General features: G+C 44.4%; 16 protein-coding genes and 2 other annotated features. Of the genes, 1 reads left to right on the forward strand and 15 read right to left on the reverse strand.

The window, feature by feature from the left end; genetic code table 11:
* Window positions 1–40: 40 nt before the first annotated feature.
* The 4 genes from SporoP33_RS02150 to SporoP33_RS02165 form a co-directional block, all read right to left on the reverse strand.
* Window positions 41–1,666: a formate--tetrahydrofolate ligase gene (locus SporoP33_RS02150; RefSeq protein ID WP_231293325.1), complete on the reverse strand. Its 1,626-nt coding sequence runs from the start codon at window positions 1,664–1,666 to the stop codon at window positions 41–43.
* Window positions 1,667–1,754: 88 nt separating this feature from the next.
* On the reverse strand, window positions 1,755–2,738 hold the full coding sequence (locus SporoP33_RS02155) for a zinc-binding dehydrogenase (RefSeq protein ID WP_081244725.1): 984 nt from the start codon (window positions 2,736–2,738) through the stop codon (window positions 1,755–1,757).
* A gap of 127 nt (window positions 2,739–2,865) precedes the next feature.
* Entirely contained in the window at window positions 2,866–3,354 is a 489-nt protein-coding gene (locus SporoP33_RS02160; RefSeq protein ID WP_158233600.1) for a helix-turn-helix domain-containing protein, read from the reverse strand.
* Between the two features lie 121 nt (window positions 3,355–3,475).
* Window positions 3,476–3,961, reverse strand: coding sequence for a dUTP diphosphatase (locus SporoP33_RS02165; protein ID WP_081242220.1), 486 nt, complete (start codon window positions 3,959–3,961; stop codon window positions 3,476–3,478).
* Window positions 3,962–4,052: 91 nt separating this feature from the next.
* Here SporoP33_RS02165 and SporoP33_RS02170 point away from each other — a divergent pair, with 91 nt between their 5' ends.
* On the forward strand, window positions 4,053–4,433 hold the full coding sequence (locus tag SporoP33_RS02170; RefSeq protein WP_081242221.1) for a sigma-w pathway protein ysdB: 381 nt from the start codon (window positions 4,053–4,055) through the stop codon (window positions 4,431–4,433).
* 50 nt (window positions 4,434–4,483) lie between these two features.
* Here SporoP33_RS02170 and SporoP33_RS02175 read toward each other — a convergent pair whose 3' ends face one another.
* The 11 genes from SporoP33_RS02175 to mutM all read right to left on the reverse strand — a co-directional run bounded on the left by SporoP33_RS02175 (window position 4,484) and on the right by mutM (window position 14,311).
* Window positions 4,484–4,774 (reverse strand): DUF1294 domain-containing protein, encoded by a 291-nt coding sequence (locus tag SporoP33_RS02175; protein WP_081242222.1) that lies wholly within the window; start codon window positions 4,772–4,774, stop codon window positions 4,484–4,486.
* Between the two features lie 78 nt (window positions 4,775–4,852).
* Complete coding sequence (gene rplT, locus SporoP33_RS02180) at window positions 4,853–5,212, reverse strand: 50S ribosomal protein L20 (protein WP_081242223.1); 360 nt, start codon at window positions 5,210–5,212, stop codon at window positions 4,853–4,855.
* A gap of 42 nt (window positions 5,213–5,254) precedes the next feature.
* Window positions 5,255–5,455: a 50S ribosomal protein L35 gene (rpmI, locus tag SporoP33_RS02185; RefSeq protein WP_029052909.1), complete on the reverse strand. Its 201-nt coding sequence runs from the start codon at window positions 5,453–5,455 to the stop codon at window positions 5,255–5,257.
* A 26-nt stretch (window positions 5,456–5,481) separates the two neighbouring features.
* Window positions 5,482–5,988 (reverse strand): translation initiation factor IF-3, encoded by a 507-nt coding sequence (infC, locus tag SporoP33_RS02190; RefSeq protein WP_143565457.1) that lies wholly within the window; start codon window positions 5,986–5,988, stop codon window positions 5,482–5,484.
* Window positions 5,989–6,089: 101 nt separating this feature from the next.
* Window positions 6,090–6,236, reverse strand: a sequence feature (ribosomal protein L20 leader region).
* A 215-nt stretch (window positions 6,237–6,451) separates the two neighbouring features.
* The gene (gene thrS / locus SporoP33_RS02195) at window positions 6,452–8,386 is read right to left on the reverse strand and encodes a threonine--tRNA ligase (RefSeq protein ID WP_081242225.1); all 1,935 of its coding nucleotides are present in this window, start codon (window positions 8,384–8,386) and stop codon (window positions 6,452–6,454) included.
* A gap of 46 nt (window positions 8,387–8,432) precedes the next feature.
* Window positions 8,433–8,658 (reverse strand) — a binding site (T-box leader).
* A gap of 101 nt (window positions 8,659–8,759) precedes the next feature.
* Window positions 8,760–9,701 (reverse strand): primosomal protein DnaI, encoded by a 942-nt coding sequence (gene dnaI / locus SporoP33_RS02200; RefSeq protein WP_081242226.1) that lies wholly within the window; start codon window positions 9,699–9,701, stop codon window positions 8,760–8,762.
* Window position 9,702: 1 nt separating this feature from the next.
* Window positions 9,703–11,064, reverse strand: a complete 1,362-nt coding sequence (locus SporoP33_RS02205) for a replication initiation and membrane attachment family protein (RefSeq protein WP_081242227.1) — start codon at window positions 11,062–11,064, stop codon at window positions 9,703–9,705.
* Window positions 11,065–11,096: 32 nt separating this feature from the next.
* Complete coding sequence (gene nrdR, locus SporoP33_RS02210) at window positions 11,097–11,564, reverse strand: transcriptional regulator NrdR (protein ID WP_081242228.1); 468 nt, start codon at window positions 11,562–11,564, stop codon at window positions 11,097–11,099.
* A gap of 117 nt (window positions 11,565–11,681) precedes the next feature.
* On the reverse strand, window positions 11,682–12,704 hold the full coding sequence (locus SporoP33_RS02215; RefSeq protein WP_081242229.1) for a glyceraldehyde-3-phosphate dehydrogenase: 1,023 nt from the start codon (window positions 12,702–12,704) through the stop codon (window positions 11,682–11,684).
* A 122-nt stretch (window positions 12,705–12,826) separates the two neighbouring features.
* Complete coding sequence (gene coaE / locus SporoP33_RS02220; RefSeq protein ID WP_081242230.1) at window positions 12,827–13,426, reverse strand: dephospho-CoA kinase; 600 nt, start codon at window positions 13,424–13,426, stop codon at window positions 12,827–12,829.
* A 12-nt stretch (window positions 13,427–13,438) separates the two neighbouring features.
* Window positions 13,439–14,311 carry a bifunctional DNA-formamidopyrimidine glycosylase/DNA-(apurinic or apyrimidinic site) lyase gene (mutM, locus tag SporoP33_RS02225; RefSeq protein ID WP_081242231.1) on the reverse strand — a complete coding sequence of 291 codons (873 nt, stop codon included), beginning with the start codon at window positions 14,309–14,311 and terminating at the stop codon, window positions 13,439–13,441.
* Between the last annotated feature and the right edge of the window lie 5 nt (window positions 14,312–14,316).

Consider the following 14,316-nt stretch of genomic DNA (forward strand, 5'->3'; position numbering starts at 1 on the left):
TATTTTCATTTTTGATCAACTTGTTATGTCACGGGAAAAATCACATTAGCCCTTGAGCATTCCCATCCTGATCCACATCCATTTTCAAAGCAGCAGGCTGCTTTGGCAGACCCGGCATCGTCATGATGTCTCCGGTTAAACAGACGAGGAAGCCAGCCCCTAATTTCGGCAGAATGCTTCGGACTGTAATGAAAAAGTCTGTCGGACGGCCCAGCTTTTTCGGATCATCCGAGAATGAGTATTGTGTCTTAGCCATACAGACGGGAAGTAAATCCCAGCCATTCTTTTTGATCTCCGCCAAATCTTTCTTCGCCTGATCAGTAAACACCACACCTGACCCGCCGTATACTTTTTGAACAATGGCAGTCACTTTTTCTTCCACAGATTGTTCCACTTCATAGATCGGTGCAAAATTATTCGGCTCATCGATGACTTTCAATACTTCTTTAGCCAGCGCTTCCCCGCCTGCACCGCCGTTTTGCCAGACATCTGTCATAGCCATTTTAATTCTATTGTCTTCGCACCATTTTTGGACTTTCTGCAATTCCGCTTCAGAATCCCCCACGAAATGATTGAGCGCGACGACAGGCTGCACGCCGAATGCCCGAATCGTTTCCACATGTTTCTCCAAATTAACTAAGCCTTTTTCTGTTGCCTCACTGTTCTCTGCTTTCAAATCTTGTTTGGCCACGCCGCCATGCATTTTCAGCGCACGGATTGTCGTCACGAGAACCACTGCATCAGGCTTGAAATTGCCTTTGCGCGCTTTAATGTCCATAAACTTCTCAGCGCCCAGATCGGAACCGAAGCCCGCCTCCGTCACAACAAAGTCTGCCAGATTACGCGCAGTATTTGTTGCAATCAGCGAGTTGCAGCCATGGGCAATATTCGCAAAGGGACCGCCATGAATTAAAGCAGGAGTGCCTTCAATAGTTTGGACAATGTTTGGCATAAATGCATCTTTTAATAACAGAGTTAACGCGCCTTCTACGCCAAGCTCACGGACAGTGACTGCTTCTTTGTCATACGTATAGCCAATCACAATATCAGACAGACGCTCTTTCAAATCTTGCAGACTGGTTGCGAGACAGAACACCGCCATGATCTCTGACGCTACGGTAATATCGAAACCGTCTTCACGGGGAATCCCCTGTGACGGACCGCCTAAACCGACCGTTACATGACGCAGTGCACGGTCATTCATATCCATGACACGTTTCCATGTAATTCTGCGCGGATCAATGTTCAATAGATTTCCCTGATGAAGATGATTGTCAATTAACGCACTCAGCGCGTTGTTAACTGTAGTGATCGCATGCAGATCGCCTGTGAAATGCAGATTGATATCTTCCATTGGCAAAACTTGTGAGAATCCGCCGCCTGTCGCTCCGCCTTTAATACCCATTACCGGCCCGAGTGAAGGCTCGCGCAATGCCACCATCGTTTTCTTTCCTAAACGGGAAAGTGCATCTCCAAGACCTACAGTTACCGTTGATTTCCCTTCTCCAGCCGGTGTAGGGCTTGTCGCGGTAACGAGAATTACTTTTGCCTGCTCAGACTGCTTGGGAATGAGATTCACATTAATTTTCGCTTTATATTTTCCGTATAACTCCAGTGCATCCAACGGGATTCCCGCTTTTTCTGCTATTTTCTCGATTGGCTGCATTGTCGCTTTTGAAGCAATTTCTAAATCTGTCAGTGTTTTTACCCGTTCTGTCACTGCTCCCACTGCCTTTCTGTTCCGGATCTATTATTTATTGCATAATGTTCAAAATGATTTTTCCAAATTGCATACTGTCGCCCAATTTAGCAAATGCTTTGTCCGCCTGCTCCAGTGGGATCACAGAATCAATCACAGGATGAATCTGATGTTCATCCATAAAAGCCAGCATATCCCGTAATTCTTCACGGCTTCCCATCGTTGTGCCGAGCATTGTATATTGGCCATAGAAAAATTTCCGTAAATTCAGTTCAACAGTATCGTCTGTTGTTGCGCCGAAGACGACTATGCGGCCGCCTTGCTTCAGAATTTCGAGCGAGCGATTAAACGTGGCTCTTCCCACGCTCTCTATGACGAGATCTACATGTTCATTCTTTAATTCTTCCAGCCAGTCGCTATTTGTATCAATCGCCAAATCCGCGCCAATCGTTTTCGCATGCTCTCTTTTTTCTTCACTTCTTGATGAAACAATTACCCGTGCCCCAAGTTTCTTCGCAAACTGAATCATGTACGTGGCGACACCGCTTCCTGCGCCCGGAATGAACACTGTCTGCCCTTCCTGAATCTGCCCTTTCGTCACAAGCGCGCGATAACCTGTCAATCCCGCCAGCGCAACTGCCGCAGACTCTTCCCACGTCAGATAAGATGGCTTCTTTTCCAGCTGCTCTGCGGAGATAGAAATTTTTTCAGCAAACGTGCCGTGATCAGGCAAACCGAGAATATCAAATTCGGCAGACGGCGCGTCACTCTTTTCGTACCAGCGGAGAGACGGGTTAATAATTACTTCATCCCCCACGTTCCATCCGGTTACATCCTGGCCTATTGCTTCAATAGTGCCCGCACCATCTGAGCCCAGAACGAGAGGTTCTGCAGCATTCCCGCGGCGTGCGGGCAATCCTGTATCGCGCCGGTTCAGACCCGCTGTCTTCAGTGCAACAACCACTTCCCCTGCACCAGCCTTAGGGTCTGCAATATCTGTATATTGTAATTCACCATTTTTATGAACAAATGCCTTCAATCCACTCATCCTTCCTGCAATGATCTTCGGTACTATCATACCGTATTTCATCGTATATTCCTACATTTCAATTTATTTGACTGGGTATGCCATGCAAAAAAACACAATGAGCCGTAGCATCATTGTGTCATAAAGTGCGTCTTTTATATTTAGCTAATTCCAATAATTCGAGTACATCTTTTTTAGGCAGGCGGATGACCAATTCCATCAGCTCTTTTTCAGCCAAACGGCGGCCTTTTCCGCTGCGGTACTTCTCTTTATTCACTGTGTCGATTTCTGTATATAATTCATCAGTTTCCGACGGCCAATTTCCGGAGGATTCAACATTCATCGTTTCACGAAGACGATCATAGAGAGATTCCACTGTATTGCCTGTTGCTTTGAAATACGGTGTAAATGTCACCTCACCCATAATCAATTCATCAGTAGAAACAGAGAACCGCTCTGAAATTTTAGCGATCCATGCTGCAGACGGTGCGTTTTTGCCGCGCTCCCAATCTTTAATTCGGCTGGCAGACGTACCGATTGCCGCTCCAAATGCCATCATCGAAAGTCCGCGGCGTTCTCTCAGCGCTTTCAAACGCAATCCAAAATCATCCTTACTCCATTCGTTCAACGAAATACCCCCTGTGTACCCTGTAATGTATTAATATTATTATCAAAATAGCCTGGTTGTCAATTAATTTTTATATGAAATGCATTTTCTGTTCAAATCGCCGGCAAGCTAGCTGTACCAATTAGTAGCCGCTTTTCTGACGCGCATAGTTTTCTTCATTTTTATCGATATACGCCTGAATAATCTGATCTTCAGTGAATCCAAGCGTCTTGGCGAGCGCACCGTAGTGAACCCAAATCGTTTTGTAATCATCCAATGTCAGCGAGTCTAAAAAGGCATGAATAGAATGGCTTGTCTGGATGAATAATTGCGTAAGATTTTGTTCTTGCAGCGGACTTGCCGGCCATTCTTCCAATCCGTCATAGCCTTTCTCAATGCCCAATGACAGCAAGAAATGGATCGAGTCCACGTATTCCTCCAGAACGACATCTTCAGCAGAAGGCCCTTTGGTGCTCCAGAACTTAAAGCAGCGTGTCTCATTGGCAAGTTCGGAAAGTTCGACTAATAATGCCAGTCCTCTTTCCGCGAACGTTTCATTCGTCTGATGATTTTGTTGAATGTATGTATCGAGTGCCCGCTGCATTTCAAACAATTGATGTAATTTCATCTGAATTCCCTCCAACATGTACTAAAAGTGAAACTTTACAGACTGCTCATCCGTATAGTACTGTACTATACCATTAGCAGGAGCTGATTTCATGGTTTTATTAATTCGCGTATTCATTCTGGCACTTGTCATTTACTTATTTTATGCGGGAATCCGCTATTTGACAGATGCTAAACGTAAGTTAGATGAAGCGTATGAAAAAGGACAGTATTATTTTTATGATGACAATAAAAACATCCGTAAAAACTTTTTCATCACGTATAAAGGCGCGATGTTTGAAGGCGAGAAATATCTGGGTACTACGACTGATTCATTCGATGTAGTTTCCATTTTCATTTGGGTAAAAAATGAGTCGAAACTGCAAGGTATGACAAAAGAAGACTTTCATTTTCTCGAAACAGAAGTTCAAACGTATTATCCGCATGCTGAAATCAACTGGAAGAATCCGATCGAACAATTAATGAAATCTTGACTTTTACGGAAATAGCCTCAGCCGCTATTTCCGTTTTTTACTCGAATTCCTCAGAATAAGCCGGCAGACGGCAACTTCACGCCATAGATTGCAAGCACGATGACAATGTCCATCATAGCGAGAAGTAAAAATCCGATGCGAAAATGGGTTTTTCTCGTTTTATGATGAAAAACCTGCATACCGAAATAGGCTCCCACTCCCCCGCCGAGTAAAGCAAGCAGCCAGAGATTTCGTTCGGGTATCCGCTGGTTTTTCTTTTGCGCCTGCCGTTTATCATATCCCATAGCGACAAATGCCCAGACGGACAGAACCGCCATGTAGATCAATAGAGTTTGCGCCATTGCAGCCATTCCTCCATACGAAAAAATCCACCTTCATTTCCATATAAGAATGAAAACGAAAGCGGATTTTGGTTCATCTTATTTTGCTACAGATTTCTTTGCAGTTTCTGCAAGCTGTGCAAATGCTTGTGCATCTGTCACTGCAAGATCTGCAAGCATTTTACGGTTAACATCGATGCCAGCTACTTTCAAGCCGTGCATTAATGTGCTGTATGAAAGACCATTCATACGAGCAGCCGCGTTGATGCGTGTAATCCATAGTTTACGGAAATCCCGTTTTTTCTGACGACGGTCACGGTATGCATAGTTATAAGATTTCATTACCTGTTGGTTAGCTACCTTATAAAGTCTATGTTTTGAACCAAAATAACCTTTTGCTAATTTCAATACTTTTTTATGACGCTTGCGCGTTACTGTTCCACCTTTTACGCGTGGCATAGTGCATTACCTCCTGCTTATCCTGTAAGTGTGTGTTCGGTATTACTTCATGTTTGTTAGCATTTCACGAATACGCTTGTAATCGCCTGAAGAAACTAGTGAAGACTTGCGTAAGTGACGCTTAGCCTTTGTAGATTTGTTTGCAAAAAGGTGACTTGTGTAAGCACGGCCACGCTTTAGTTTACCAGTTCCAGTTCTTTTGAAACGTTTCGCGGAACCGCGGTGAGTTTTCATTTTTGGCATGTTCTGTTCCTCCTAAATTGTTCGTGTTACTGTTTTTCGGCAAGCGGTGCAAGTATTAAGAACATGCTCCGGCCTTCCATTTTTGGTTTAACTTCAACAGTTGCTACTTCTTTGCAGGCTTCTGCGAAACGATCCAGCACTCGTTGGCCAATTTCTTTGTGCGTAATTGCACGGCCGCGGAAACGAATCGAAGCTTTTACCTTATCCCCATTTTCGAGGAATTTGATTCCGTTACGAAGTTTCGTTTGGAAATCATGCTCATCAATGGTCGGGCTGAGCCGAACTTCTTTGACATTGATGACTTTTTGATTTTTACGTACTTCACGCTCTTTCTTTTGCTGTTCGAACTTGAACTTTCCATAGTCCATAACACGAGCTACTGGGGGCTTCGCTTGTGGAGCAACAAGAACAAGGTCCAGGTTCACTCGAGCAGCAATTTCTAAAGCTTCATTACGTGATTTGATACCGAGCTGTTCGCCGTTGTGATCAATTAATCGCAACTCACGTGCCCGGATACCGTCATTTACGTACATGTCTTTGCTAATAGTAATCCACCTCCGAATATTGTCTCGTGAATACACGTTTTGGGTACGCCGGAAATACCGGCTTCAGGTCCCACAGGTCCATCCATTTTACGAAATAAAAAAAGTAGACAAATAGTATTTGTCTACCCGCGTAAGTAACCTATGCCTGCTATGCATAGAGATTCACTTATGTGCTAACCTGGCAACAACTTCATTGCGTCGATCAGGTGAGAAGCGGGTAGCCTCTTCTTATACCACAAACTGTATTCATTTAACCTTATTAATATTATCATGTATTGCATGGTGTGTCAACAGCATAACATTTCCTGCTGTTGGATGCACTGGCACTGTCTGAATTTCTTCAACTTTGTAAGTATAGCGCATAGTGAACTATATTGCAACTGTTAATTTCAATTTCACGCGGAAAACTTATGGAAACCTGCTTCGGGCTACCGAAGCAGGTTCCTGTCTGTCAGTCCTTCTTTACGTCTTCTTTGATCATTTCAATAAACGCGTCAAATGACATGCTGACGGATTTTTGTTCACCGTATTTGCGCACATTGACTTCGCCCGCTTCCATTTCACGGTCTCCAAGAACTAGCATGTATGGAACTTTCTGCACTTGTGCTTCACGGATTTTATAACCGATCTTCTCTTCGCGGCTGTCCACATCGACACGGAATCCTGCTTGCGTTAGCTTTTCTCTGATATCATCTGCGTAGTCAAAGTGAACTTCCGGAGAAACCGGGATAACTTCCACTTGAATCGGCGCCAGCCATGTCGGGAATGCGCCTTTGTATTCCTCGATCAGGAAGGCAACGAAACGTTCCATCGTTGACACGACACCTCTGTGAATAACAACCGGGCGATGCTGCTTGCCGTCTTCACCGATGTACGTGAGATCAAAACGCTCCGGCAATAAGAAGTCCAGCTGAGCAGTAGAAAGAGTTTCTTCCATACCGATGGCTGTCTTTACCTGCACGTCCAGTTTCGGACCGTAGAATGCTGCTTCGCCTTCTTCTTCTGTATACGGAAGCTCCAGCTCATCCATCGCTTCTTTCAGCATCTTTTGTGCACGTTCCCACATTTCATCGTCATCAAAATATTTAGTTGTATCTTCCGGATCACGATAAGACAGACGGAACGTATAATCCTTGATGTTGAAATCTTTATATACTTCAATAATCAAATTAACTACACGTTTAAATTCTTCTTTAATCTGATCAGGACGCACGAAAATATGTGCATCATTCAATGTCATTCCGCGCACGCGCTGCAGACCTGAAAGCGCTCCGGACATTTCATACCGGTGCATAGTGCCAAGTTCAGCTATTCGAAGCGGCAAGTTTCGATAAGAATGAATGCCATTTTTATATATCATCATATGATGCGGACAGTTCATAGGACGCAACACCAGATCTTCATTGTCCATGCTCATCGCAGGGAACATGCCGTCCTGATAGTGATCCCAGTGACCTGAAGTTTTGTACAGTTCCACACTTCCAAGTACCGGTGTATAAACGTGCTGATAGCCCAGTCTTTCTTCTTTATCAACGATGTAGCGCTCGACTACGCGGCGGATTGTCGCGCCTTTAGGAAGCCAAAGCGGTAAACCTTGCCCGACTTTTTGCGAGTTCGTGAATAGATTCAGTTCTTTCCCGATTTTACGGTGGTCACGCTCTTTTGCTTCCTGCAACAGACGCAAATGTTCTTTTAGTTCGTCTTTTTTGAAGAACGCTGTTCCGTAGATTCGCTGAAGCATTTTGTTGTCGGAATTACCTCTCCAGTATGCGCCTGCAATACTCAGTAATTTGAACTCTTTCAGCTTCCCTGTAGACGGCACGTGAATTCCGCGGCATAGGTCGAAGAATTCGCCTTGTTCGTAAATTGATACTTGCTCACCTTCAGGAATTGCTTCAAGAAGTTCCAATTTATATTCATCATCGATTTCCTCGAAACGCTTTTTGGCTTCTTCACGGGAAACATCGTGACGGATGATCGGCAGATTTTCACCGATGATACGCTTCATTTCTTTTTCCAGTTCAGGCAAATCTTCCGCAGTAATAGGTGTAGGCGAATCGATATCATAGTAAAATCCGTTTTCGATGACCGGACCAATACCGAGTTTCGCATCAGGGAATTTGCGTTTAACGGCTTGTGCCAGAAGGTGAGCCGTACTGTGGCGCAAGATTTCCAATGCTTCATCTGATGTTGGAGTGATAATGCTGATGTCCCCATCTTCATGAATGGGTGTTGTTAAATCAATCAGCCGATCTCCAATTTTCCCTGCCAGTGCGCTCTTACGCAGCCCGGGGCTGATGGAGCCTGCAATCTCTTCCGTTGTTACGCCATTCTCAAATTCTTTTACTGCTCCATCCGGAAATGTTAAATGAATGTTTTCTGCCATTTGTATGACTCCCTTTCTTTTTTTGAACGCAAAAAAGCCTCATCCCTAAAGGGACGAGGCTTGAGCTCGTGGTTCCACCCTTCTTCCTTCTATTCGCATAGGCGAAAAGACGAAGCTTTCGATCGGCTAACGGGCCGTTACCGTCATCAGCTACTCTATTCACTGATGCTGCTCGGAGGTGGTAAATTTATGTTCTGCCTGCAAGGGTTTCAGCCTGGCCCCTGCTCTCTGGAAGGTGATCAATAAATTATTGTCCTCTTCGATGCATTTTGACAATTTATTTAAGTTGAACTGAGTAATAGTATAGAAAAGTCTCAGTGAAATTGCAAGTGTATTTTCTTATTTTTCAACAATCGGATCAAACTTCAGCTTTTCAATCCCGCCAATTTTCTCCTTCCAGTCTGAAAGGTTTGCTGACCATACGGATTCTTTCCATTATCCGGGCAGCCTTAATTGGCTCTTTTTCGCCGCGCTGGCTTGTAGTGAGATGATATTCCAGTTCATCATAATCAAAGTTGGAAGTAAAAAAGACCGGCAGTTTTTCTGCCATACGATACTGCAGTATCGTGCCAAGCACTTCATCACGCGTCCATGTTGACATCGTTTCTGCCCCAATATCATCGAGCATGAGCACAGGAGCGCGTTTTACAAACTCCACTTTTTCGTCCAGCGTCTGGTTTTGTATGGATTGTTTCATTTCACGTAAAAACTCCGGCACATAAACAACTACTGTCTGAATCCGTCTCGTCGCCAATTCATTCGCTAACGCACCTAAAATAAAGGATTTTCCAATGCCAAAGTTTCCGAACAAATAGAAGCCGCGATCCGGCACTTCTCCTGTTGAATCGATATGATTCAGGAAGTCTTTCGCTGCGCGTATGACGATGACACGGCTATTTTCTGACGTGAAATTGACGTCCGCCAACCGCGCCTCCATTACCTCTTTTGGCATATACATGCTGCTGACCATTTTAGAGACATTGCGCCGTTCGTCTTCCAGCTGCTTCGTTGGACAGACGACGTAGTCAAGGTCAATCAGGCGCTGTGAGATCACCAATTTAGGTTCAAAGCCTTTCATGACGTTAATGCAGCCTGCAAGATTTGGACAGCGTTCACATGCATGGGATGCTGTTGTGAATTCATACAGCTTCCCGAGGCTTCGGTCCACGACTTCTGTATTCACTTCATCCGCATGCTCACCGATAAATTGTTGGACAGCCGGATCTTCCAACACTTCACTTCGAAGCTCCTCATATTTTTTTGTTAATGAAGGGGCATTGACTACCCGTTTCATCGCGTCACCAATTCGTTCCATATTATTTCACCTCTGATTCTTGAATCCCCAACTCTTTCAATAATTTCTTACGCTCTTCTTCCACATTGAAATCAGCAGGTTGTTCATATGTTTTCTTTTTATTGTCACGCTTGGAAAACCATTCAGGAACTTTTTCCTCACGGGTTGTTTTTCGTTTTGCAGGTGCTGGCTTTTTCCCTTCTTTAAGCCACTTCATATATTGATCATGCTCTTTTCTCGAAAGTTCAAGGGCTGTTTTCGCATCTTTTACTTGTTTATTTGCCCAGTGAGAAGCAATTCTCTCCACAAAACTGTTGGTGATTTTCCCGTCATTGCGGATCATCACATATTGGAGCAGCACATTTACTACGCCTACCGGGAATTTATGCAAGTTGATCAATCGTTCGGCAAGCTGAACGTCTACAAGGAAAGGCTCTTTGCCGCTGACTTTCCGCAGCATATCTTTAGGCGGTGTATGTTCTAAATAATACAGCAGTTCTTCATCACGGCTCATATGTTCTTTTGGCTCTTCCGCCGGTGCAGCATTAGTGAAAACAGGCTGCAGCTTAGGCGGTTCTGTCGAAGTATTCATTTTGTAAAAATCCAATGCTGCCTTCCGAACTCTTTCTTCGGTCAGCTGATGGTTCTCATCTATAGAAAGCATAATGACTTTTTGCATATCCAGCGCGCTTAATGAATACAGGAAAGCCAGCATAGCAATCATTTCCCGAGAAATACTCCGCAACGAAGCTTTCGGAATCATTTGATCTGAAAGACCGCTGTAAAATAACTCAAAGTTAAATTCCGATTGATAAAATGGAATGCCGGGCGGCTCTGTTTTCCCTTGAAACTGCATTCCGGCGGTCATTTCCATCGCCTGATCCCCTCTTGCCGGCTGAAATACATCCAAAAATGTACGTGAAATATCCTGATATTCTTCCATTGGCATTGGTTCCTCGAGAAAACGGTTCCGCAACTGGCGGTATGGATGCTCGCCTATTTTACTGAATAAAAATGTAGACAGGAGCGGATCATTGAAAAATGAATGCGCGTCAAGCGGCGGCAGTAATTCATAGACAAATGAGCGCTTTTCCAGCTCTATTTTTTTCTTATAGGTGCGCAATAATCCGATCGCTTCCAATGAAATCCGTGCTTCAAAAATCGCTTGAAGCGGAAAAGAAGACATATTCATTAGATAATAATGGTTGTGCTCTTGCGGTTCTCTGCTTTCCGCATCTGACCAGAGCGTCATGAATAAACTGACCGCCTCAGGTCCGATGAGCGGCTGATAGAATAATGTAAGCATCTGCCGGTCATATGTGGAAAAAGGGTGCGCTAATCTTACTTCGAAGGAATCGACAGGCTGCAACTCTGTATAAAGCATTTGAACAATCGCCTCCCCTTCTGGTCAAACATTTACTCTTCATGATCTTTTCTGTTCTGCAGCTGCTGCAGTTCATCTATAAAGACGGTGATGTCTTTGTAATGCCGATAGACGGAAGCAAAGCGCACATAAGCAACTTCATCGACATCCACTAAACGTTCCATTACCATCTCTCCGACTTGTTCGGAGTCTATTTCAACATTTCCCGAGCTTCTCAGTTCTTTTTCAATAGAAGTGACAATATCTTTTAGTTCTTCAATCGGAACTGCACGTTTTTCACAGGCCCGGATCAAGCCCCGCAATAATTTTTCGCCGCTGAATTCTTCCCGTGTCTTATCCTTCTTCACGACGACTAATGGAGAATGTTCTACTTTTTCAAATGTCGTGAAACGAAAAGTACATTTCTCACATTCACGTCTTCTTCGAATGGAACGGTTTTCTTCGGCCGGCCGTGAATCGATTACACGTGTTCCGTTGTAGTGACAAGCTGGACATAACATAGTTAGTTCCTCCGCATATTCATTAGTACTTTTCATTATAACAGAAACTGTCCATACAACAACAAGCGGACATAGAAAAGCACTCCACCCTGTAGGATGAAGTGCCGGAATCACTCATTAAGAAGTTACTTTGTCTGCTAAAGCAGCAGCCACTTTTTTTGCTAATTCCACTACGCGTGCGGAATAGCCCCATTCGTTGTCGTACCAAGCAAGTACTTTGATTTTACGGTCGCCCATGACTATTGTTGAAAGTCCGTCAAGTGTGGCAGATTCTGTTGTCGTGTTGAAGTCGATCGATACAAGCGGTTCTGTAGTGAAACGAAGGATGCCGTTCATTGATCCTTCAGCTGCTTTACGGAAAGCGTTGTTTACTTCTTCAACCGTTACATCTTTTTCCACGTCCACTACCAGGTCAACAAGAGAAACGTTCGGTGTCGGGATACGCAATGCCAGACCATGAATCTTTCCTTCTAATTCAGGCAATACAAGAGACAAAGCTTTTGCTGCTCCTGTAGAAGTAGGAATGATGGATTCTCCGCAAGAACGCGCGCGGCGTAAATCTTTATGCGGATTATCAAGGTTCTTCTGGTCATTTGTATAAGCATGGACAGTCGTCATCAGGCCGTTCACAATACCGAATTCATCATTCAATACTTTTGCGACCGGTGCCAGACAGTTTGTCGTACAGCTTGCATTAGAAATAACGCTGTGTTTTTCAATGTCCAGTTTATCATCGTTAACGCCGATCACTACTGTCACATCTTCATCTTTGCCCGGTGCAGTCAAGATGACTTTCTTCGCACCCGAATCTAAATGAAGCGCCGCTTTATCACGTGAATTGAATACGCCTGTTGATTCGATGACAATATCTACACCAAGTTCTTTCCAAGGCAGTTTTGAAGGGTCGCGCTCTGTAACGAGTTGTACACGTTTACCGTCTACAATAATTGCGTTTTCTTCTGCCTGAATGTCACCATCGAAAATACCGTGTGTTGAATCATATTTTAAGAGATGTGCTATTGTTTCTGCGGGATATGTCGCATTTACAGCAACTAAATTAACATCGTCTTCCTTAATGATCTGGCGGAACACCATACGTCCAATACGTCCGAGTCCGTTAATTGCAATATTAGTAGTCATGAAAGGGATCCTCCTGCATGTATGTTATACTTATTATCTTTAATCGTTCATTAGTATAACACATTTTATCATTAAGCCAACACTAATACACAATTTATTCATAAATTATTTGCAGAAAATAATTATCGGGGCATAGCTTGCCAGTCATCAAGGATTTTTTCCAGCTGGATTCGCGACTCTTCAACCGTTCCGTTGTTATAAATAACTTTGTCAGCCCCTTGTTCCTTACTGCGCATGTCAAGCTGCGAAGCAATTCTTGCGTCCGCTTCCGCTTCAGTCAGTCCGTTGCGTGCCATCAGGCGCTGCTTTTGCTGTTCTTTTGTCACAGAAACGACGAGAATTTTCTCGACGTAGTCATACAATTTGCTTTCAAAGAGTAACGGGATGTCCATAATGACGGTTTGAAAGCCTTGCTTCAGGTAGTCCTCTTTCTGACTGACCATTCTGCCTCTGATCGCCGGATGCATTAATTCGTTCAACTGTTTGCGTTTTTCTTCGTCACCAAAGACAATGGCGCCAAGCTGCTCTCTGTTAAGCGTTCCGTCTTGATGCAGCACATGTTTGCCGAACGCCTGCGCAATCTGATCAAGAAGCGGGCTGCCCGGCTCTACCACTTCTCTGGCAATTACATCTGCGTCTACAATAGGGTAACCTTTTTCGCGAAGCATATTTGCCACCGTACTTTTTCCGCTTGCAATACTGCCCGTCAACCCGATGATCATACCTACCACTCCTTATTTTTGGCAAGCAGGGCAATAGACAGATGTCCTGCCCGCAATCTGCCTGCTCTTTGTCGGCTTACCGCAGACAGTACAGATCTTTTTTCCATACATATGCAATCGGTCTTGCATCGTTCCCGCATTGCCGTTGACCGAACGGTAATCTGATATCGTACTGCCTCCCGCATCAATGCTCTCCTGCAGCACGCGCACGATTTCTTCAAATAGCAGGATTTTCCGCTTTCTGCTGATTCGTTCTGCCGCTCGCCCCGGATGAATTTTCATATGGAATAAAGCTTCCGTCGCATAGATATTGCCGCAGCCTGAAATAACTTTTCCGTCCATAATCACTTCTTTAATTGGCTTCTTTTTATATTTCGGCGATTCTGCCATAGACAGAAAATGTTCCAGCGCCTCTTCGGCAAACGGTTCCGGCGCCATATCCAGCAACGGCGGAAAATCTTCTTCTGACTGTAAAAGACGCATCTCGCCAAATCTGCGTATGTCCGAATAGACGAGCAGACCGCCGTCTTCCATCTCCAAAAAAATATGGGCATGTTTACGAAACTTGTCTTCTGTAATGTCATCGGGAGAATTGACGACGAACCACGCGCCCGTCATGCCTAAATGGCTGACGAGCAAATGCGGACGGCTGTCTTTCAATAAATGAAAATAAATATATTTACTGCGCCGGACAATCTTCTCGATGTGCATCTGCTCCATCCCCTGAAGAAAGTCCTCCACTGTTTTGCCTTTAATGATTGTTTCTTTTCCTGCTAATTTTGACGTCACAACGGTATCCGAGACTGAAAGCTGTTTGACCGTCCGTCCTTCCACAAGCGGTGCGAGATCCCGCACCACTCCTTCTACTTCCGGCAGTTCCGGCATGAATA

It is taken from the genome of Sporosarcina sp. P33 (assembly GCF_002077155.1).
In the GTDB taxonomy this organism is placed as follows: Bacteria; Bacillota; Bacilli; order Bacillales_A; family Planococcaceae; genus Sporosarcina.